The 18908-nt window shown below is 72.2% G+C and carries 23 protein-coding genes; 13 read left to right on the forward strand and 10 right to left on the reverse strand.

Features of this window, described 5'->3' with window-relative positions; all coding sequences use genetic code 11:
- Positions 1-1919, reverse strand: a 1919-nt coding sequence (locus tag ABTY56_RS30765) for a tetratricopeptide repeat protein (RefSeq protein ID WP_350632625.1), incomplete at its 3' end; no start/stop codon positions are given.
- 292 nt (positions 1920-2211) lie between these two features.
- Here ABTY56_RS30765 and ABTY56_RS30770 point away from each other — a divergent pair.
- A complete protein-coding gene (locus ABTY56_RS30770; protein WP_350632626.1) occupies positions 2212-3999 on the forward strand; it encodes a serine/threonine protein kinase in 1788 nt (595 codons plus the stop codon).
- 127 nt (positions 4000-4126) lie between these two features.
- Here the strand turns inward: ABTY56_RS30770 and ABTY56_RS30775 are convergent, their stop codons facing one another.
- Positions 4127-6370: a heavy metal translocating P-type ATPase gene (locus ABTY56_RS30775; protein WP_350632627.1), complete on the reverse strand. Its 2244-nt coding sequence runs from the start codon at positions 6368-6370 to the stop codon at positions 4127-4129.
- A gap of 207 nt (positions 6371-6577) precedes the next feature.
- Here ABTY56_RS30775 and ABTY56_RS30780 point away from each other — a divergent pair, with 207 nt between their 5' ends.
- Positions 6578-6910, forward strand: coding sequence for a metal-sensitive transcriptional regulator (locus ABTY56_RS30780; RefSeq protein WP_502893221.1), 333 nt, complete (start codon positions 6578-6580; stop codon positions 6908-6910).
- A gap of 47 nt (positions 6911-6957) precedes the next feature.
- Entirely contained in the window at positions 6958-7878 is a 921-nt protein-coding gene (locus tag ABTY56_RS30785; protein ID WP_350632628.1) for a DUF8832 domain-containing protein, read from the forward strand.
- Positions 7879-8121: 243 nt separating this feature from the next.
- Here ABTY56_RS30785 and ABTY56_RS30790 read toward each other — a convergent pair whose 3' ends face one another.
- Entirely contained in the window at positions 8122-8403 is a 282-nt protein-coding gene (locus ABTY56_RS30790; protein ID WP_350632629.1) for a hypothetical protein, read from the reverse strand.
- Positions 8400-8834, reverse strand: a complete 435-nt coding sequence (locus tag ABTY56_RS30795) for an ATP-binding protein (protein WP_350632630.1) — start codon at positions 8832-8834, stop codon at positions 8400-8402. Before ABTY56_RS30795 ends, ABTY56_RS30790 begins: the two co-directional genes overlap by 4 nt.
- Positions 8835-9073: 239 nt before the next feature.
- Here ABTY56_RS30795 and ABTY56_RS30800 point away from each other — a divergent pair, with 239 nt between their 5' ends.
- From ABTY56_RS30800 to ABTY56_RS30825, 6 genes are all read left to right on the forward strand, one after another.
- A complete protein-coding gene (locus ABTY56_RS30800; RefSeq protein ID WP_350632631.1) occupies positions 9074-9931 on the forward strand; it encodes a helix-turn-helix domain-containing protein in 858 nt (285 codons plus the stop codon).
- A gap of 29 nt (positions 9932-9960) precedes the next feature.
- Positions 9961-10161 (forward strand): DUF397 domain-containing protein, encoded by a 201-nt coding sequence (locus ABTY56_RS30805; RefSeq protein ID WP_350632672.1) that lies wholly within the window; start codon positions 9961-9963, stop codon positions 10159-10161.
- Between the two features lie 65 nt (positions 10162-10226).
- A complete protein-coding gene (locus ABTY56_RS30810; protein WP_350632632.1) occupies positions 10227-10472 on the forward strand; it encodes a DUF397 domain-containing protein in 246 nt (81 codons plus the stop codon).
- A gap of 101 nt (positions 10473-10573) precedes the next feature.
- Positions 10574-10783 (forward strand): DUF397 domain-containing protein, encoded by a 210-nt coding sequence (locus ABTY56_RS30815; RefSeq protein ID WP_350632633.1) that lies wholly within the window; start codon positions 10574-10576, stop codon positions 10781-10783.
- 107 nt (positions 10784-10890) lie between these two features.
- A complete protein-coding gene (locus ABTY56_RS30820; protein ID WP_350632634.1) occupies positions 10891-11100 on the forward strand; it encodes a DUF397 domain-containing protein in 210 nt (69 codons plus the stop codon).
- A gap of 416 nt (positions 11101-11516) precedes the next feature.
- Positions 11517-12107, forward strand: coding sequence for a dihydrofolate reductase family protein (locus tag ABTY56_RS30825; protein WP_350632635.1), 591 nt, complete (start codon positions 11517-11519; stop codon positions 12105-12107).
- A 158-nt stretch (positions 12108-12265) separates the two neighbouring features.
- Here ABTY56_RS30825 and ABTY56_RS30830 read toward each other — a convergent pair whose 3' ends face one another.
- Positions 12266-13420, reverse strand: coding sequence for a permease (locus tag ABTY56_RS30830; protein WP_350632636.1), 1155 nt, complete (start codon positions 13418-13420; stop codon positions 12266-12268).
- Positions 13421-13543: 123 nt separating this feature from the next.
- Complete coding sequence (metF, locus tag ABTY56_RS30835) at positions 13544-14500, reverse strand: methylenetetrahydrofolate reductase [NAD(P)H] (protein ID WP_350632637.1); 957 nt, start codon at positions 14498-14500, stop codon at positions 13544-13546.
- Between the two features lie 244 nt (positions 14501-14744).
- Here metF and ABTY56_RS30840 point away from each other — a divergent pair, with 244 nt between their 5' ends.
- From ABTY56_RS30840 to ABTY56_RS30850, 3 genes are all read left to right on the forward strand, one after another.
- Positions 14745-15065, forward strand: coding sequence for a heavy-metal-associated domain-containing protein (locus ABTY56_RS30840; RefSeq protein ID WP_350632638.1), 321 nt, complete (start codon positions 14745-14747; stop codon positions 15063-15065).
- Positions 15066-15146: 81 nt separating this feature from the next.
- Positions 15147-15467: a metal-sensitive transcriptional regulator gene (locus tag ABTY56_RS30845; protein WP_502893219.1), complete on the forward strand. Its 321-nt coding sequence runs from the start codon at positions 15147-15149 to the stop codon at positions 15465-15467.
- Positions 15468-15622: 155 nt separating this feature from the next.
- Positions 15623-15916: a hypothetical protein gene (locus ABTY56_RS30850; RefSeq protein ID WP_350632639.1), complete on the forward strand. Its 294-nt coding sequence runs from the start codon at positions 15623-15625 to the stop codon at positions 15914-15916.
- Between the two features lie 46 nt (positions 15917-15962).
- Here the strand turns inward: ABTY56_RS30850 and ABTY56_RS30855 are convergent, their stop codons facing one another.
- The 3 genes from ABTY56_RS30855 to ABTY56_RS30865 all read right to left on the reverse strand — a co-directional run bounded on the left by ABTY56_RS30855 (position 15963) and on the right by ABTY56_RS30865 (position 17687).
- Entirely contained in the window at positions 15963-16505 is a 543-nt protein-coding gene (locus ABTY56_RS30855) for an MOSC domain-containing protein (RefSeq protein ID WP_350632640.1), read from the reverse strand.
- Positions 16506-16612: 107 nt separating this feature from the next.
- Entirely contained in the window at positions 16613-16942 is a 330-nt protein-coding gene (locus tag ABTY56_RS30860; RefSeq protein ID WP_350632641.1) for a branched-chain amino acid transporter permease, read from the reverse strand.
- On the reverse strand, positions 16935-17687 hold the full coding sequence (locus ABTY56_RS30865; protein WP_350632642.1) for an AzlC family ABC transporter permease: 753 nt from the start codon (positions 17685-17687) through the stop codon (positions 16935-16937). The genes ABTY56_RS30860 and ABTY56_RS30865 overlap by 8 nt, the downstream gene beginning before the upstream one ends.
- A gap of 62 nt (positions 17688-17749) precedes the next feature.
- Between ABTY56_RS30865 and ABTY56_RS30870 the strand changes: the two genes are divergently transcribed.
- The gene (locus ABTY56_RS30870) at positions 17750-18208 is read left to right on the forward strand and encodes an Lrp/AsnC family transcriptional regulator (RefSeq protein WP_350632643.1); all 459 of its coding nucleotides are present in this window, start codon (positions 17750-17752) and stop codon (positions 18206-18208) included.
- A 75-nt stretch (positions 18209-18283) separates the two neighbouring features.
- On the opposite strand, the gene ABTY56_RS30875 is transcribed toward ABTY56_RS30870, so the two are convergent.
- Positions 18284-18895: a TetR/AcrR family transcriptional regulator gene (locus tag ABTY56_RS30875; protein ID WP_350632644.1), complete on the reverse strand. Its 612-nt coding sequence runs from the start codon at positions 18893-18895 to the stop codon at positions 18284-18286.
- Between the last annotated feature and the right edge of the window lie 13 nt (positions 18896-18908).

Below are 18908 nucleotides of genomic sequence, written 5' to 3' on the forward strand. Positions count from 1 at the left end.
GCGGGCCCCGTCGCGCTTGCCGGAGCCGCGGCGGCGGTCAGGAAGTGCCGGTACCACTCCAGCGCGACGGCCCAGTTGCCGGCCCGTTCGGCGAGCAGGGCGCGCAGCCGGGCGGTCGCCGGGTCGCCGTTCGGGTCGGGCGGGCCGAGCAGGGCGATCGTCTGGGCCGGGCGGCCGGCCAGCAGGGCGACGGCGGCGAGGTGGTAGCGGTCACGCAGGCCGCTGCCGGCGTCCAGCAGGGTGGTGACCGGCTCCGGGGTGCCCGCGGCGAGGGCGAGGGCGGCGCGCAGCCGGGCCTGCCGGTGGGTGAGGGCGCCGGGCAGGGTGTCGGCGAGGGCGAGTGCGGCGGTGGCGCGTTCGCGCTGCTCGGGGCGGTCGCGGCCGGTGAGCAGCAGCTGGGCGGCCTCGCGCAGGGCGGCCTCGCGCAGCGCGGTGCGGTAGCCGGGGGCGGCCGGGTGCTCGGCGGCGGCCCGCTGCCAGAGTTCGCGGGCGGCGACCGGGTCTTCGGCCAGGCGGGTGCGGGCGAGCGCGTCGCGGGCCAGGGCCCGGCGCTCGCGCAGGTCCTCGTCGTCCAGGGGCTCCCAGCGGGCGAGGGCGCCGGCCGGGTCGCCGCCACGGGCGAGGGCGAGGCCATGGTGGAAGGCGGCGATCCGGGTCCAGCGGGAGCCGGGTTCGGTGCCGGCCTCGGCGCGCAGCAGCGGCTCGGCCTCGGCGGCCTGCCCGGCGGCGAGCAGGGCGGCGCCGAGCCGGACCCGGGCGGGGCGCCAGTCCGGGGCCTGGCCGAGGCCGGCCCGGTAGTCGGCGGCGGCCTCGGCGGGGCGTTCGGCCCGTTCGTGCACCAGGGCGAGGCCGAACCGGGCGGGGGCGAAGGAGGGTTGGAGGGTCAGGGCGGCGGTGAACTGCTCCCGGGCCTGGTCGTCGGCGCCGAGCAGCAGGGCGAGCCGGCCGAGGGCGTAGCGGGGGCGGGGGTCGCTCGGGGTCTCCGTGGTGGCGGCCGCGAGGTCGCGCCAGGCGCCGTCGGTGTCGCCGTGCCGCTGTTTGGCCAGGCCGCGGAAGAGCAGGCAGTCGGTGCGCAGCGCCGGGCCGCGCCCCCAGGGGGAGGGCTCGCCGGGGCCGCGCCGCAGTGCCTCGTCGAAGGCGGCGACGGCGGGTTGGTCCCGGTGCAGGGTGTACAGCTGGGCGCCCCAGCGGAACCAGAGTTCGCCGCTGCCGCCGGGGGCCGTGGCGGCGAGCAGGGCTTCGGATTCGGCGGCCCGGTCGGTGTCGCGGAGCAGGGCGGCGCGGGCGAGCACCGGCCAGTCGCGGCCGGGCAGGGCGGCGAGGGCGCGGGCGGTGGCGTCCTCGCGCTGCTCGGCGGAGCCTTCGCGGCAGCGGCGCTGCAGCCAGTCGAGGGCGCGGGCGGCGGTGTCGGCTTCCTCGCCGGGCTCGGCGCCGGCGGCGGTGGCCTGGAGGAAGGCGAGCAGCGGTCCGAGGTCGCCGTCCGGGGTCGGTATGCGTTCCCCGGTCTGCGCCTGTGCGTCGGTCGGTATCCGCTCCCCGCTCCGCATGCGTTCCTCGGCGAGGCGGCGCAGGCTCCACCGGGGCAGCTGGCGGGCCGGGTCGGTGAGCAGCGGGAAGGCTTCGCGGTGCAGGGCGAGGGTGGCCTGCTGGTCCCCGGTGGGGATGGTGGCCTCGGCCTGGCCGAGCAGGGCGAGGCCGCGCTGGGGGCTCAGTTCGGCGGGCCCGGCGGCGAGTCGCTTCGCCAGCCGGGCGTAGCGGCGCCGGGCCTGGGCGTCCTTGCCGGCGGCGAGCCGTTCGGCGGCCGCGGCCAGGGCCTTCGCGGCGGCCGCGGCGTCCAGGGCCCTTCGGCGGCTCGCCAGTACGACGGCGGCCGCACCGGCCAGTGCCACCACGATCAGCAGCACCGCTAGCAGCGCCATGCACCGTCTCCCTGTGTCAGGATGTCGCCCACTTCATGATCAACAAGCTTTGGACGATCATGAGTTGACGTCGTGTCGTGATGTTGATTCTCGGGCGCCATCAGAATAGGCCCTCGATCGGACAGACGAACAGGAAAGAGCACTATCCTGGGCGACGCATGAGCAGGACATGAACAAGCGCACCAACAGCGGTTCTTCGTAGGCTTCGAGAGCTTCGAACGCTTCGCAAGCATCGAGCGGCCGTTGACCGAGCAGTCAGTAGCGTCGAGCGGTTCATAACGTCGGGGGTCGTGTGTCCGAGTCGCGTTGGGTGCCCGGGCTCCGGTTCGGGCCGGAGTTCGACCCCGAGCAGTACGAACTCCTGGAGTTCCACCACCGGGGCGGCGAGGCCGAGGTCTGGCGGGCCGTCCGGACCGGCCACAACGGGCGCAAGGAACTGGTCGCCGCGAAGATCATGCTGGAGCGCGACCCGTCCGAGGTGCGGCGCTGGCTCGGACGCTGGGACGACGTGTCGCACAACGCTCACCGGCTGGGCGTCACCGACCTGGTGGTGCCCAGCTTCCTGCTCGGGCCCTCCCCGCACCGACCCGGCGCAGCGCCCTCCGCCGGGCTGCTGGGCTACCAGATCTCGCCCTGGGTCGAGGGCGTGCCGCTGCACACCTGGGCCCGCGGGCAGCGCGGCGGTCCGGCGGCGGTGGCCGAGGTGCTGGTCCGGCTGTGCCGGATCGTCGACGAGCTGCACCGCAAGCGCTGGGTGCACCGCGACATCTCCCCCGCCAACGTCCTGGTGGACGGCCAGAACCAGGTCAAGCTGATCGACCTGACCTTCCTTGCCCCGCTCGACCACACCCTGACCGTCGCGGTGTTCACCCCCGGGCACGTTCCGCCGGAGGCCGAGCAGGTCGGCGGCTTCCCGACCACCGCCAAGGACCTGTTCGCGGTCGGCACCCTCGCCCGCACCCTGCTGCTGCCCGACCACGGCCGGCTCGACCACCGGCTCGCCGCCGAACAGGCCCGCGCCGAGCTGCTGGCGGCCGGCTACGGCGAGGAGTTGGCGCGCTGGGCGTGCGAGCCGCTGGCCCGCGACCCGGAACGCCGCCCCTCCCCGCTCGGCCCGTGGGTCGCCCGCGGCCGCGAACTGCTGCGCTCGAACCGGCCGGTGGCCCGCACCGCGGGCCTCGCCGTGCTGCCCGACCGCGCCGGGCGCCCGCTGGTGGTCACCGGCGGCTCCGACGGCACCGCGCTGGCCGGCCCCGGCCGCACCGGCCGGCTGCTGCCGGCCGGCCAGGGGCCGGGAGCCGTACGGGAGTTGACGGCCGGCTGGGCCGGGCGCCAGGGCGAGCTGGTGGTCTGCGCCGAGGACCGCGGCAACACCCTCTGGGTCGGCACGTCGGCCGGCTGGTGGGAGGCGGCGCGCGGCGTCAACGGGCTGGCGGGGGCGGTCGGTCCGGCCGGGGAGATGACGGTCTGGACGGCCGCCGGCGGCGCACTGCGCTCCTACCGCTGGGCGCCCGGCCTCACCCTCACCGGCCACGAGCTGCCCGGCTGCCCCGCCGACCGGGTGCTCGCGGCGCTGGAGGAACGGCCCGGCTGCTGGCTGATCCTGGTCGAGCACCACGGCCGGGTGCTGAGCTGGCGGCCCGGCACCACCGAACCGCCCACCCCGCTCGGCCCGGACGGCGCGCCGCGCGCCGGGGCACTGGCCCGCACCTCCGCCGGCCCGCAGGCCGCCACCCTGCGGCCGGACGGCTCAGTCCAGCTGCACACCCTCGGCACCGCCGGGCCGGGCACCGAGATCGGCGACGGCGAACCCTCCCTCGGCATCGCCATGGCGGGCCACCGCGGCGGCCCGACCATCGCCCTGGCCGGCGCGGGCGGCGTACGGCTGCGCCTGCCGGCCGGCGGCACCTCCCGCCGCCCCCGCTGGTGGCGGCCCACCCTGCGCCCGGCCACCCGGGTCGCGCTCGCGATGGGCGACGACTGGCGGCTCTGCCTGGCCGCGGTGGTGGAGGGCGAACTGCAGGTCTGGCAGGAGGACGCGGCGTACCGCTGGCAGGCGGTGGAACTGCCGGAGGACTGACCGGCCGCACTCCGGGAACGCCGGGGGCCCCGGAGCCCCGGTCGGGGTTCCGGGGCCTCGGCCCGGCGGTGGAGAGCGGTCCGGAGTCCGCGCGGTTCGGCGGAGCGCGGTCCGGAGTCCGCGCGGTTCAGCGGAAGCGGCGCAGTCGGAGGCTGTTGCCGACCACGAAGACCGAGGAGAAGGCCATGGCCGCCCCCGCGATCATCGGGTTGAGCATCCCGGCCGCGGCCAGCGGCAGGGCGGCGACGTTGTAGCCGAACGCCCAGAACAGGTTGCTCTTGATGGTGCCGAGGGTCCTGCGGGAGAGCCGGATGGCGTCCGCCGCGGCCAGCAGGTCGCCGCGGACCAGGGTGAGGTCGGCAGCCTCGATCGCGGCGTCCGTGCCGGTGCCCATCGCGAGGCCCAGGTCGGCCTGGGCGAGGGCGGCGGCGTCGTTGACGCCGTCGCCGACCATCGCGACGACCTTGCCCTCGGCCTGCAGCCGCCGGACGGCGTCGACCTTGTCCTGCGGCATGACCTCGGCGATCACGTGCTCCGGCGCGATGCCGACCTCGGCCGCCACGGCCTCGGCGACCAGCCGGTTGTCACCGGTCAGCAGCACCGGGGTCAGGCCCAGTTCGCGCAGCTTGCCGATCGCCTCGGCGCTGGTCGGCTTGACCGCGTCGGCGACCTCCAGGACGGCCCGCGCCTCGCCGTCCCAGCCGACCGCGATCGCGGTGCGGCCGGCCGCCTCGGCGGCGCGCTTGACCTCGGCCAGGCCCTCCGACAGGTACTGCGACCACTCGTTGAGCAGCGCCTCCCGGCCGGCCACCACCGCGTGGCCGTCCACCACGCCCTGGACGCCGAGGCCCGGGACGTTCTCGAAGCCCTCGACGGCGGGCAGTGCGCCGGCCTTGGCGGCGGCGTCGGCGATCGCCCGGGCGATCGGGTGCTCGGAGGCGTGCTCCAGGGCGCCCGCCAGGCGCAGCACCTCGGCCTCGGTGGTGGTGCCGGTGGTGTGGACGGCGAGCAGGGTCATCCGGCCGGTGGTGACGGTCCCGGTCTTGTCCAGGACGATGGTGTCGACCTTGCGGGTGGACTCCAGGACCTCCGGGCCCTTGATCAGGACGCCCAGCTGGGCGCCGCGGCCGGTGCCGACCAGCAGCGCGGTCGGGGTGGCCAGGCCCAGGGCGCACGGGCAGGCGATGATCAGCACGGCGACGGCGGCGGTGAAGGCGGCGGTCCAGCCCTCGCCGGTGCCCAGCCAGTAGCCGAGGGTGGCCACCGCGAGGGTGATCACGATCGGCACGAAGACCGCGGAGATCCGGTCCGCGAGGCGCTGCGCGGCGGCCTTGCCGTTCTGCGCGTCCTCGACCAGCCTGGCCATCCGGGACAGCTGGGTGTCGGCGCCGACCCGGGTGGCCTCGACCACCAGCCGGCCGCCCGCGTTGACGGTGGCGCCGGTGACGTTGTCGCCGACCCCGACCTCGACCGGGACGGACTCGCCGGTCAGCATCGAGGCGTCCACCGCCGAGGCGCCCTCGACCACCGTGCCGTCGGTGGCGATCTTCTCGCCCGGACGGACCACGAAGCGGTCGCCCACGGCCAGTTCGGCGACCGGGATGCGCACCTCGGCCCCGCCGCGCAGCACCGTCACGTCCTTGGCGCCCAGCTCCAGCAGCGCCTTGAGCGCGGCACCGGCGGTGCGCTTGGAGCGGGCCTCGAAGTAGCGCCCGGCCAGGATGAAGGCGGTGACGCCGGCCGCCGCCTCCAGGTAGATGTTGGACGCCCCGTCGCTGCGGGCGATGGTGAACTCGAAGCCGTGCCGCATGCCGGGCATTCCGGCGTCGCCGAAGAACAGGGCCCACAGCGACCACAGGAACGCGGCGCCGGTGCCGAGCGAGACCAGGGTGTCCATCGTCGCGGCGCCGTGCCGGGCGTTGGTGAACGCGGCCCGGTGGAACGGCCAGGCGGCGTAGGTGACGACCGGGGCGGCCAGGGTCAGGGACAGCCACTGCCAGTTGTCGAACTGCAGGGCCGGGACCATCGCCATCGCGATCACCGGCACGGCGAGCGCCACCGCGGTGAACAGCCGGGCGCGCAGCGGGGCCAGTGCGTCCGCCGGCTCGGCCTGCGCGCCAGCCGGGCCCTCGGCGGCCGGGGGCTCGGGCAGCGCCGCGGTGTAGCCGGTGGCCTCGACGGTGGCGATCAGGTCGGCGACCTCGACGCCGTCCTCGAAGGAGACCTTCGCCTTCTCGGTGGCGTAGTTGACGCTGGCGGTGACCCCGTCCATCCGGTTGAGCTTCTTCTCGATGCGGGCCGCGCACGAGGCGCACGTCATTCCGCCGATCGAGAGTTCCACCGCCGCGGAGGCGGGAGCCTGCGTAGTCATCGTCGCTCCTCGTGACAGTCGTCTTGCCGGTCGTGCGGTGCGTTCGGCGGCCGGGCCGGGCCGTCATACCTCGGAGGGGTATCGGGCGGTGCCGGGTTCATTTATACCCCCGAGGGGTATCGACGGCAACTCTTGGCGATACCCCTGGCAGGTATTTAGTGGCAGTGTCGATCCGCTTGACGCGATACCCCCATGGGGTATTCACTCATGGGCATCGAGGCGGGGCCGCGCCCCCGCCGGAATCCCGAGGAGGGCCGCATGGCCGGCTACAGCGCCGACAAGGACCAGCTCCTGCGCAGACTGCGCCGCGTCGAGGGCCAGATCCGCGGCCTCCAGCGCATGGTCGACACCGACACCTACTGCATCGACACGCTGACCCAGGTCTCGGCCGCCACCAAGGCCCTCCAGTCCGTCGCACTGCACCTGCTCGACGCCCACCTCGCCCACTGCGTCCACGACGCCATCGCGGGCGGCGGCGCCGAGGCCGACGCCAAGATCGCCGAGGCCTCGCAGGCCATCGCCCGGCTCATGCGCGCCTGAGCCCCGCCCCCTACGCCCCCCCACGCCACCCCGAGGAGAACCCCGCCATGAACACCGCGCTGCGCATCACCGCCTTCACCGCCGGCCTCGCCGCCGCCTTCGGCTTCGCCCTCGGCGTCGGCAACGCCACCGGCAGCGGCTCCTCCCCCAAGCCCGCCACCGCCGCGCACGCCACCGCCGCGCACGGCGGCCACGGCGCCGGAGGGCCCGAACCGGCCACCGAACACCTGCCCGGCGGGCTGCAGATCTCCGAACGCGGCTACACGCTCAGCGTCGAGAACCCCTTCGTCACCGCCGGCTCCCCCACCGACCTGCGGTTCCGCATCCTCGGCGCCGACGGCAAACCGGTCACCGCCTACCAGCAGCAGCACGAGAAGGAACTGCACCTGATCGTCACCCCGCGCGACCTCTCCACCTTCCAGCACCTGCACCCGACCCTCGCCGCCGACGGCACCTGGAGCGCCCCGACCGCTGTCCCCACAGCCGGGGAGTACCGGGTCTTCGCCGACTTCACCCCAGCCGGTTCGAGCGAGGGCCTCACCCTCGGCGCGGACCTGCACGCCGCCGGCGACCTGCGCCCGGCCCCGCTCCCGCAGACCGGACGGACCGTCACCGTCGACGGCTACACCGTGACCCTCGGCGGCGACCTCACGCCCGAGCGCAGCGGCAGCCTCAAGCTCAGCGTCAGCAAGGACGGCAAGCCGGTCACCGACCTCCAGCCCTACCTCGGGGCGTACGGCCACCTGGTCGCCCTCCGCGCCGGCGACCTCGCCTACCTGCACGTCCACCCGGACACCACCACCCCGGGCCCGGAGATCGGCTTCACCACCACCGCCCCGAGCACCGGCAGCTACCGCCTCTTCCTGGACTTCAAGCACCAGGACACCGTCCACACCGCAGCCTTCACCCTGGCGACGAGTGGCAACACCGCCGCCCCCGGCGAGCCCGCCACCGACCACCAGCACTGAGCGCGCCCCCAAACGCAAGGTGCCGGGCGATCCACGAGGGATCGCCCGGCGCCGCTGCTCACCCTCGGGCGGCTTGCCGGAGCACCGCGCGGTAAAGGGTCTCCGCATGACCCGGGGTCGCCGCCCAGAGCTGCATCTCGGTGTGGGCGGCCTGGCGGCGGGGACTGATGGCGCGGACCGGGCGGGAGAACTGGGCGTTGAGACACCACCACATCTCGATGCGGACCCAGGTGAGTCGCCGGATCACTCGGGGCCCGTCGCCGGGCGCAGGTAGATGGGGTGAGCGTGGACCCCGAGGAAGGCGATCACGCCGACCACGCCGATGTGGATCAGCTGGTGGGCGATCCGCTCGGCGGAGGCCGGGGAGAAGTAGTCGGCGAGGTAGCCGGCCTGGTCCTCGTCCAGCGGGAGCCGAGCGAGGCCGGCGCGGACGGCGTCGAGGGCATCGGGGAGCTTGGCGAAGGTGACCGCCTTCGCGATGTCCTTGATCTCGACGCTTACGGGGAAGGGGAGTTCGGCGCTCACTGCGCACCCCCACCGATCAGCGCCCACATCACCTTGCCGATGCCACCCTCGCGCGGTCGGCAGCCCCAGCTCGCGGCGAGCTGCGAGACGAGCCACAGCCCGCGCCCGGTCTCGTCGTACTCGGCAGCCGGGTGCGGTACGGAGGGCGCGGTGGCGTCGGCGTCGTGCACCTCGATGCGGAGCGAGTCGGCATGCAGCTCGAACCGGATGAAGACGAGCCGCCCCGGCGGGGTCTTGGCGTGGAGGACGGCGTTGGTGACGAGCTCCCCGAGCACCAACTCACCGGTGTCGAGGAACCGTTCACCGTCGGGATGCGTGGCGAGGAAGGTTCGGAGCAACCGACGGGCGAACCCGGCGGACTTGTGGTGCCTGGGCAGCCACCACGAGTACGGGTTGGTGGGGGCGGGCGGCTTCTCCAGCGTTCCGGGCATGGCGGGGCCTCCTCCGGGGGTGAAGGGAAAGTTCGCGATCCGGGGGCGGCGGACGGCAAAGGGATGCCCGAGCGATGAGCCGCGAGGATCACGCTGTGTGTCGCATTGGACTACGCCAAGTAGCATGCACCGCATCAGTGCTCATCGCAACATGCAGTTCTGCATCAGTGCAGATTGGCTAGCCTGGATCAGACGCCACGTCACAAGGCAGACTGGACAGGCCACAAGGAAGGAACGCCGTGACTGACGAATCAAGGCCGACCGTGCGCGGCCGCCGTCTTGGCTCAGAGCTTCGCCGGCTTCGGGAGTCGGCGAGCAAGAGCACAGACGACGCCGCAGGTGCTCTGAAGTGCTCGCGCGCGAAGATCAGCCGCATAGAGACCGGCATTGTCGGGATCCGGCGTTTGGACCTCGGCATCCTGCTGGACCTCTACGGAGTGACCGAGCTCCAGGACAGGGACGCCCTCGAAACACTCGCTCGGGAAAGCAAGAAGCGCGGCTGGTGGCACGACTACGGCGACACGGTCCCGCCTGCCTTCGCCGATTTCCTCGATCTGGAGGGCGACGCCCGGTACATCCGAACATGGCAACCCCTGGTCATCCCGGGCCTCTTGCAGACCGAGACCTACGCCCGGGCGTTGCTGGGGGCGAACCCCGCCGCTGTCCGCCCGGAGCGCATCGATCTACTGGTCAAGGTGCGGATGGAGCGCAAGGCGGTCCTGACCAAGTCGGACCCGGCGCGGTTCTGCGCAATCATCTGGGAAGCAGCTCTCCGGTGCCCTGTCGGCGGTGCTGATGTGCACCGAGCGCAGCTGCACCACCTCGCCGAGGCAGCGCAACTCCCCAACGTCACAATTCAGGTCGTGCCGCTCGACGTCGGCGCCACCGCCGGAGCCTGCGGCGCGTTCGTGATGTTCGGTTTCACAGACTCGTCGGCTTCGGGAGCGGTGGCCCTGGAAACACTGACCAGCAGTCACTATCTGGAGGAAGAGGCAGAGCTCGACGGCTACGGACTCGTCTTCGACTACCTGCGATCGTCAGCTCTGAACCCGGCCCAGTCGCTCGATATGATCACCGCCATCGCGGCAAAGACCTGAACACCAGACACGAAGGTGAGCACATGACCATGCCGGAGATCTCCGCTCGGGGTTGGTACAAGAGCAGCTACAGCGCTCAGGCAACCGACTGTGTAGAAGGGCGCGTCGTCAGCAGCGGCATGGCCGTCCGGGACTCGAAGAACCCCCACGGCCCGGCTCTGGTTTTCCCGGCCGACGCATGGATGGCATTCGTTGCCGCCGTAAAGGTCGGGGAACTCCCCAACGCCTAAACCTGCTTGCGCGAGAAGTCAGCCAGGCCGACTTCTCGCGCACGTCCCTTGCGCTCAGTGAGAAGGTGTCCAAGCTGCTGATCTCCGACTGGCGGGAAGCTATGGAAACGGTTGATCTGACAGAAACGGCGTGGCTCAAGTCCACCCGCAGCAACGCACAGTCCGCCTGCGTTGAGGTCGCGTTCCTCAACAACGGCATCGTTCCCGTTCGAGATTCCAAGGATCCCAACGGGCCAGCACTGGTCTTCCCCTCCGACGCCTGGACGGCCTTCGTCACCGCCATCAAGACCGGAGACCTTCCCAGCACCTGAGCATCGTTGCGCTAGAAGTCAGCCCGGCCGACTTCTCGCGCAAGTCGTTTGCGCTCACTGAGAAGGCCTCCAAGCTGCTGTTCTCCGACTGGCAGGAAGCTATGGAAACGGTTGATCTGACAGAAGCGGCGTGGCTCAAGTCCATCCACAGCAACGGACAGTCCGCCTGCGTTGAGGTCGCGTTCCTCAACGATGGCATCGTTCCCGTTCGAGATTCCAAGGATCCCAACGGGCCGGCACTGGTCTTCCCCTCCGACGCCTGGACGGCCTTCGTCACCGCCATCAAGGCCGGAGACATCCCCAACACCTGAACATCATCGCGCGAGAAGTCGACCCGCCCGACTTCTCGCGCAATCTTCCCCCAAGCAGCTCGCAGCAAGCCCCACGACAGCACGAGACCAGACAAGAGGGTGAGCACGTGACCACGCCGAAGACCTCCACCCGAGGCTGGTACAAGAGCAGCTACAGCGGCAACCAGGGCAACTGCGTTGAGGTCTCTGACGGCTTCGCCAGCATCGTCCCGGTCCGCGACTCCAAGGACACCAGCGGCCCGGCGCTCGTCTTCCCCGCCGCTGCGTGGACGGCGTTCATCACCGCCGTCAAGACCGGGGAACTCCCCAGCACCTGAGCATCGTTGCGCGAGAAGTCGGCCAGGCCGACTTCTCGCGCAAGCCTGGCACTCAGTGAGTGACCAACGTGAAGCCTCTGGTTGTCGCGGGCGATCTTGTGGTGAGAACCGTCCTACCAAGAGCTTCACGCTCCGGGGTGAGCTGGCCGCAGCCGAGCTCAAGGGGCGCTGGCGCGCGCTCGGGCATGTGACGCTCAGCCCCAGCCGGATCGGTGACATCGCCCGCGCCGCCCTCCTCCTCAACAGGCACTGGAAGTGATCGTGCTTGAGAAAACGTCAGTCGTCCGACCTATCGTCTCCATTGTCGGCTCGGATCGGCGGGGCCTGACGAGTCCGGCCGGCACTCGTTGGGTGGGACTGAGGAACGGCCTCCGAGCCGCCGGCAGTCCTGACCATGACGAGGGGACGGAAGAATCGTGAGCCGCCTGACTGTGGCGATGCAGATCTCCATCGACGGCTACGTCGACAGCAGCTTGTCGGATGCCAACTGGCTGTTGTGGAATTGGGGCCCCGACTGGCCGTGGAGCGCGGACCTCCGCGCGGCCTTCAACGGCCTGCTCACTGGCGCCTCGGGCATCCTGCTGAGTCGGCCCATGGCCGACGAGGGTTACCTTGGGCACTGGAGCCGGATGGCGGAGCTGCATCCCGGCGATCCCGACTGGGAGTTCAGCCGGGCCATCGGCGCACTCCCCAAGTTTGTCGTGAGCCGGTCGGGCAGGCCCGAACTCGACTGGCCACGGACCACGGTGCTCAACGGCGAGCTGGCCGACACCGTGGAACAGGCGAAGAAGCAGGCCGACGGGGACTTGGTCTGCTTCGGTGGCGCCGGCCTGGTCTCCTCCGTGCTGCGGGAGGACCTGGCCGACGAGCTCCGGCTGTTCACCAACCCCGGTTTCGCGGGCGAGGGAACCAGCGTCTTTGGGGCCCGGCTCGCCACGCGGAACTACCGGGCCGCCCACTCGGCCGCCTACGCCTGCGGCATCGTGGAGACCCGCTGGGTCAGGTAGACACACCCGGGCGCACAGCGTTCACGCAGTTCCGGCCCCACCCTTTCCGCAGCGGCGGGTTTCCCCGAAGACGGAGCGGTTCCAGCGCGCGAACCGCGGAGGTCCCGCTCCGTCTCCTCGGATCACCGCTTCATAGAGATCATTTCGCTGAGAAAACCTCAGTGGTGCTCGTGGGCCGGGGTGTCGGGGCTGCCGCCCATCATGCGGAGCATCGCGGCGCCGCCGGTGCGGAAGAAGCGGATGAGCAGGGCCGCCGCAAGCAGCAGGAAGGCGATGTTGAGCCAGGTCGTGTAGTTCCACTGGACGCCGGACATCGGGATCTCCACGTCGCGGTTGTCCGGGATCAGGCCGAGGGCGCCGAAGAGAACTTCCACCGCGTAGCCGGCGAGGACCATCGCCGTGTAGAAGGTGCCGAGCAGGAAGAGGGCCATCCGGGCGCCGTAGTACTTCCGGTAGATGTTCAGGATGGGCAGGATCAGCAGGTCCGCGAAGATGAACGCCACCACTCCGCCGAAGCTGATGCCGCCCTTCCACAGCACCACCGCCAGCGGCACGTTGCCGATCGAGCAGACGAAGGACGCGATCGCCACCAGCGGGCCGACCAGTGGGCCCCAGAGCTTGCTCGCGAGCGGGTGGTCGACGAAGAAGAAGGCCTGCCAGAAGGAGTCGGGCACCCAGGCGGCGATGGCGCCGGCGATGAGCAGGCCGATCACCAGGTCCCGCAGGATGGCCGCCCACTCCATCACGAAGACGTGCGAGACGGCCGTGACGCCCTGGCCGGAGAGCACTCGGCGGGCGAAGGATCCCTCCCCGGCCACCGACATGTCCATTGCCGCGTGGCCCTCCATCGATCCCGCTCGGCCGTGCTCGGCCTGCTCGCGGGCCTCGTGCAGCAGCCGGTCGTTCAGCAGCCGCCGGAACAGTACGGCGAGCAGCAGGATCATCACCGGTCCGCCGACGAACTCGGCTGCAGTGAACTGCCAGCCGAGCAACAGGGCGAGGATGACGCCGAGTTCGACGACCAGGTTGGTCGAGGCGATCTCGAAGGCCATCGCGGCGGTGAAGTCGGCGCCCTTGCGGAACAGCGAGCGGGCCAGTGCGACGGCGGCGTACGAGCAGGACGAGGAGGCGGCGCCGAGGCCGGCGGCGACGGCGAGGGTGCGCGGGCGGTCGTCGCCGAGCAGCCGGAGGACGGTCGGCTTGTGGACGACGGCCTGGACGACGGCGGAGAGCAGGAAGCCGAGGATCAGGGCCCAGGTGATCTCCCAGGTCATCGATCCGGCGATGGACAGCGCGTGCAGGATCGCGTGCATGGTGGTCCGCCTCCCGTGGTGCCGCGGGACTCCGCTGGGCGCCGGTCACCATATACCCGTACGGGGTATCCGGGTACGGTGGCGCGCCGACGCCCGGAGCCCCGATCACGGCGCACGCTCCCGTCAGGTGTGGCTGCCGATCAGCGGCCGGGCCCCCGGCGCCGCCGCCTCCTCCGCCGCCGGCCGGTCCAGTCCGAGGTTGCGGTGGATCTCCAGTGCGGCGGTGGAGCGGTTCAGGGTGATGTAGTGCAGGCCGGGCGCGCCCTCGCGGAGCAGGCGCTCGGCCATCCGGGTGGCGTGGTCGACGCCGATGCGGTGCGCGGCCGCGCGGTCGCCGCGGGCCGTCTCCAGGCGCAGGGCCAGGCCGGCCGGGAAGGACGCCCCGCTGAGTTCGGCGAAGCGGCCGATCTGGCGCACGTCGGTGGCGGGCATGATCTCCGGGATGACCGGGGTCCCGCAGCCCGCGGCGGCCAGCCGGTCCCGCAGCCGCAGGTAGTGCTCGACCTCGAAGAACATCTGGGTGACGGCGTAGTCGGCGCCCGCCCGGCACTTGTCGACGAAGTGCCGGATGTCGTCGTCCCAGTCCGCGGAGCGCGGGTGGCGCTCGGGGAAGGCCGCCACGCCGACCGTGAACGCGCCGCACTCCTTGACCAGCCGGACCAGGTCGACGGCGTGCCGCAGGCCCTGCGGGTGCTGCTCCCAGACGCCGTTGGGGTTGCCGGGCGGGTCACCGCGCAGGGCGAGCACGTCACGGATCCCGACGTCCGCGTAGCGCCGCAGGACGGCCTGGAGCTCGGCGGTGGAGTGGCCGACGGCGGTCAGGTGGGCGACCGGGCGCAGTGTGGTCTGCGCGGCGATCCGCTCGGTGGTCTCGATGGTGCGGTCGCGCGAGGAGCCGCCGGCGCCGTAGGTGACCGAGACGAAGGTCGGTGCGGCCGCCTCCACCCGCCGGATCGCCGCCCACAGGGCGCGCTCGCCGGATTCGTCCTTGGCGGGGAAGAACTCGAAGGAGTACGTCCGTTCGCCGGCGGCGAGGATCTCGCGCAGGCCGCGCGGACCGCGTCGGGTGGTCTGGTCCATGGGGTTCACCTCGGGTGGTGGGTGGGGTCGGGGCGGCGCGCTTCCACCCTGCCCGACCACCCGCAACAGGGCCGTCACAGCCCGGCGTTGACGGCTGCGGCCGGGCGGAGGCGGCCATCGGGCCGGAGTCCGCCCAACCCTGTTGATACCCTAGGGGGGTATGGTATGTTCTCCGATGAAGGAAGCAGCCGGCCGACTGGGCCACCCCCGGAAGGCACCGGACACTGACGACAGGAGCACACTCATGAGCGAGACCACCCTCACCGTCGAGTCGACCACCGCCGCGGCCTCCTCCTGCTGCGGCTCGTGCGGCACCGACGCCACCGCGGCCATGGCCGGCACCGCCGCCCTGACCTCGGTCTTCCAGGTCAAGGGCATGACCTGCGGCCACTGCGTCACCTCGGTCACCGCCGAGTTGACGAAGATCGACGGTGTCACCGACGTCGCCGTGGACCTCGCCTCCGGCCGGGTCACCGTCGGCAGCACCCGGCCGCTCGCGGACACCGACGTGGCCGCTGCCGTCGACGAGGCCGGCTACGACCTGGTCGGCCGCCTCGACGGCTGACACCCCCGCCGTCGGCCCGGCCCGAGCGGCCCGCACCGCCGCCCGTCCGGGCCGACTCCCCTGCCACCGCGCGCCGGTAGAGTGAGGGCCCTCCTCACCGCACAGGAACCGGAGACGGCCATGGCCAGCTACAGCTCTCACAAGGACGACTTCCTCAAGCGGCTCCGTCGTATCGAGGGTCAGATCCGCGGCCTGCAGCGCATGGTCGAACAGGACACCTACTGCATCGACGTCCTCACCCAGGTCTCCGCCGCCAGCCGCGCGCTCCAGTCCTTCGCCCTCCAACTCCTGGACGAGCACATCGAGTGCTGCGTCCGCGACGCCATCGCCGAGGGCGGCCAGGAGGCGGGCGTCAAGATCCGCGAGGCCAACCAGGCCATCGCCCGCCTCGTCCGATCCTGATCCGACCGGCGCGGCACGTTCGACGCGTGGGCCCGGCAGCAACGCCTGCCGGGCCCCACGCCGTTCCGCCGCCCATGACGACGGGTCCGGGTACCGGCCGGGGGTATCCTCGAGGCCCGCCGGGCGTGCGGGGCAGACGAGTTGGGGGATCCGGCATGGCTTCGATCGAGTTCGTCCGCCGGCTGGACGGTCTGGTCTACCACTTCGACCAGGACGGCACCTTCAACGGCCGGCCGTCCTTCAAGCGGACCGACCTGGACGTCTGGTGCCGCTGGCTGCCCGACCGCGGCTGGTGCACCGTCGACGCCGCCGGAGTGCCCAACTCCGCGCCGCTGCCCGGCGGGACGGCCGGGGAGCCGTTCCCTCCGCTCTGCGCCTGGCGCAGCTGGAAGGCCGGGAAGTCGTACCTCTACGACCTGCGCCGGGTCGACGGGGAGCAGCCGCGCTGACCCTTGATCCTGCCCCTGATGGCCCGCCGGTGGCCCGGCGCCGGCCTCAGACCCGGTCGAGCGCCCGGTGCGGCCCGTCCGGCAGTTCGACCGCGATCGCGTCGCCGGGCCGGATCGCGCCGCCGGTGCGGACGATGCCCATGATCCCGGCGCGGCGGACGATCGTGCCGTCCTCGGCGCGGCCGACGACCTGCTTCAGCAGGCCCTTCCGGTAGTCGTCGATCTGCGCGCACGGGTTGCGCAGGCCGGTGATCTCGACCTCCGCCTCCGCACCGATCCGCAGCACCGCGCCGACCGGCAGGCCGAGCAGGTCCACGCCCTCGGTGGTGATGTTCTCGCCGAGCGCGCCCGGTGCGACGTCGAAGCCGGATTCGCCGAGCTCGGTGAGGAGTTCGCGGTGGATCAGGTGGACCTGGCGCAGGTTGGGCCGGGTCGGGTCCTGGGCGACGCGCGAGCGGTGCTTGACCGTCACCCCGGCGTGCACGTCGCCCTCCACTCCGAGCCCGGCGAGCAGCGTGATGCCGGCCCGGTTCGGCTTGGTGAACGAGTAGTCGGCGTTGCTGCTGACCGCCACCACGGTGCCGCTCATGCTTCGGACCCCTCCTCGCGGACGCCTGTTCGATCAGCCCCGAGCATAGGCCAGGGCCTGACGGACCGGCAGGACCGGCAGGACCGGCACCCGGCGGGCCACCGCCGTCAGGGCCCGAACACCGCACTGGCCAGCAGGACGTTCACCGCTGTGCCGCCGACGATGCTCAGCAGGACGTTGCGGCGCCACAGGTGCAGCCCGACGGTGACGGCGAGCGCCACCAGGGGTGCGGCGGCCCGCGCCTGGGTCAACGGGAGGTCGCGCAGGCAGTAGACCAGCAGGATCACCATGACCCCGGCCGGCATCCGGGTGCTGAGGTACTGAACGGTCCGGCTGGCTCGCAGCGGGGCCAGCGCGGTGAACGGCAGGGCGCGCAGGCCCCAGGTGACGGCGGCCGAGACGGCGACGGCGAGCAGCAGGTAGCGGGCGTCAGGCACCGGACGACCTCCGCCCGGCGGAGACGCGCCGGACCAGCAGCGCGGCGGTGAACAGCGTGAAGGCCACCGGCAGCAGTTGACCGGGGAAGACGAGCCGCGCGACCAGCACGCTGAGCAGCGCGAGCAGCGGGGTGGGCAGGTCGTCGCGGCGTTCGGCGACGGCTTCCAGGGCGAGGACGGCGAACAGGGCGGTCATCGCGAAGTCCAGGCCGGTGACGCGCTCGGGGATCAGCGAGCCGAGCAGGGCACCGGCGGTGGCGCCGACGACCCAGTACAGCTGGAAGATCAGCTGCAGCGACAGGATCCGCGTGCCGGACCACGACCGGGCCTGCCCGCCGGTGGTCATGGCGTACGCCTCGTCGGTCAGCGCGAAGGTGCTGTAGGCCTTGCCGACGCGCCCGCGCACCCGGTGCAGCGGGAACGAGAGCGCGTAGAACACGTGCCGCGCGTTGACCAGGAAGGCGGTCAGGGCGATCGTCGCCAGGGGCGCGACCGCCACGGTCAGGCCCACCAGCAGGAACTCGAACGAGCCCGCGTAGACGACGGCGGCGAACAGCGTCGAGGACCACCAGGGCAGGCCGGCGTGGGTGATGACCACGCCGAGGGCGAGGCCGAGCGGCAGCAGGCCCAGCCCGACGGAGGCGGAGTCCTTGAATGCGGCCCGCGCCTCGGTCAGCCGTGGGGGCGGCGGGGCCGCGAGGGCAGGAGGAAGGAGGTCGCTCAGTGCGACCGGAGGCGTGGACATACCGAAATCTTAGAAGAATTATCGGCACATATGGTTTCAAATAATTCCTCTACGATGGCCGTGTGAGCAATGAATTCATCCTCGATGCCATCGATCGCGAAATCTTGTTCCACCTGCGCCAGGACGGACGACTGACCAACGTCGAACTGGCCAAGCGGGTCGGCCTGACACCACCCCCGTGCCTGCGCCGGCTGAAGCGCCTGGAGGACGCCGGGGTCATCGCCGGCTACCGCGCCGTGATCAACCCGGAGGCGCTCGGCCAGGGCCTCGAGGTCATGGTCGACGTCGAGGTCTACGCCAACGACCTCAAGACCATCGAGGCCCTGGAGGAGACGCTGGCCTCCTACGAGGAGGTCGTCGAGTTCCGCCGGATGTTCGGCCGCCCCGACTACTTCCTGCGCGTCGCCGTCGCCGACCACGCCGCCTACAGCGCCTTCCTCACCGCCAAGCTCACCGGCCTGCCCGGCATCCTGCGGGTCGAGTCCCACCTCACGATGAAGAAGATCAAGACCGACTCCTGAGGCCGGCGCGGGGGACCCGGCGGGACGGTCGGCCGACGGACCAGGCACGTAGCGGGCAGGTCGACCGACGGACCGTCAACTCCCTGACGGTGCGCGCAGCAACGGCAGCACGACCTCGTCCAGGACCTCCGCCACCACCTCGTCGGACGGTACGGCGCCGCCCGTCAGGAACGCGTCGCGCAGCAGGTCGAGCGGGAGCGAGACGACGCGCCGGGTGATCCGGTCGGGATTGATCTCGCCCCGGTCGGCGGCGCGGCGCATCATCACGCCCAGGCTGCCGACCGGCCCCTCGGCGGTGAGCCCGCCGGTGAAGCCGGCGCGCAGTTCGGGGTCGCGCAGCAGGTCGACCAGGAAGCCGTGGACGGCGTCGGTCGGCAGGTCGTCGAAGCGGTGCAGCAGACCGGCCAGGAAGAGCGCGAGGTCGGCGCGCAACTCGCCGGTGTCCGGCGGCTCCTGGTAGTCGGGGGCGTTGCGGCCGAGGGCGGCGATGACCAGGGCGGCCCGGTTCGGCCAGCGGCGGTAGAGCACCGGCTTGCTGGTCCGCGCGCGGGCGGCGACGCCCTCCATGGTGAGCCGGTCGTAGCCGTGGTCGGCGAGTTCGGCCCAGACGGCGTCCAGGATCGCCCGCTCCAGCTCGCTCCCACGCCGCCGCGAGGCGCCGGCCAATCCGGCCGCCGGCTCCGCCACCGATCCGGTTCCC

The sequence above is a fragment of the Kitasatospora sp. NPDC097691 genome, assembly GCF_040302665.1.
Classification (GTDB): Bacteria; Actinomycetota; Actinomycetes; order Streptomycetales; family Streptomycetaceae; genus Kitasatospora.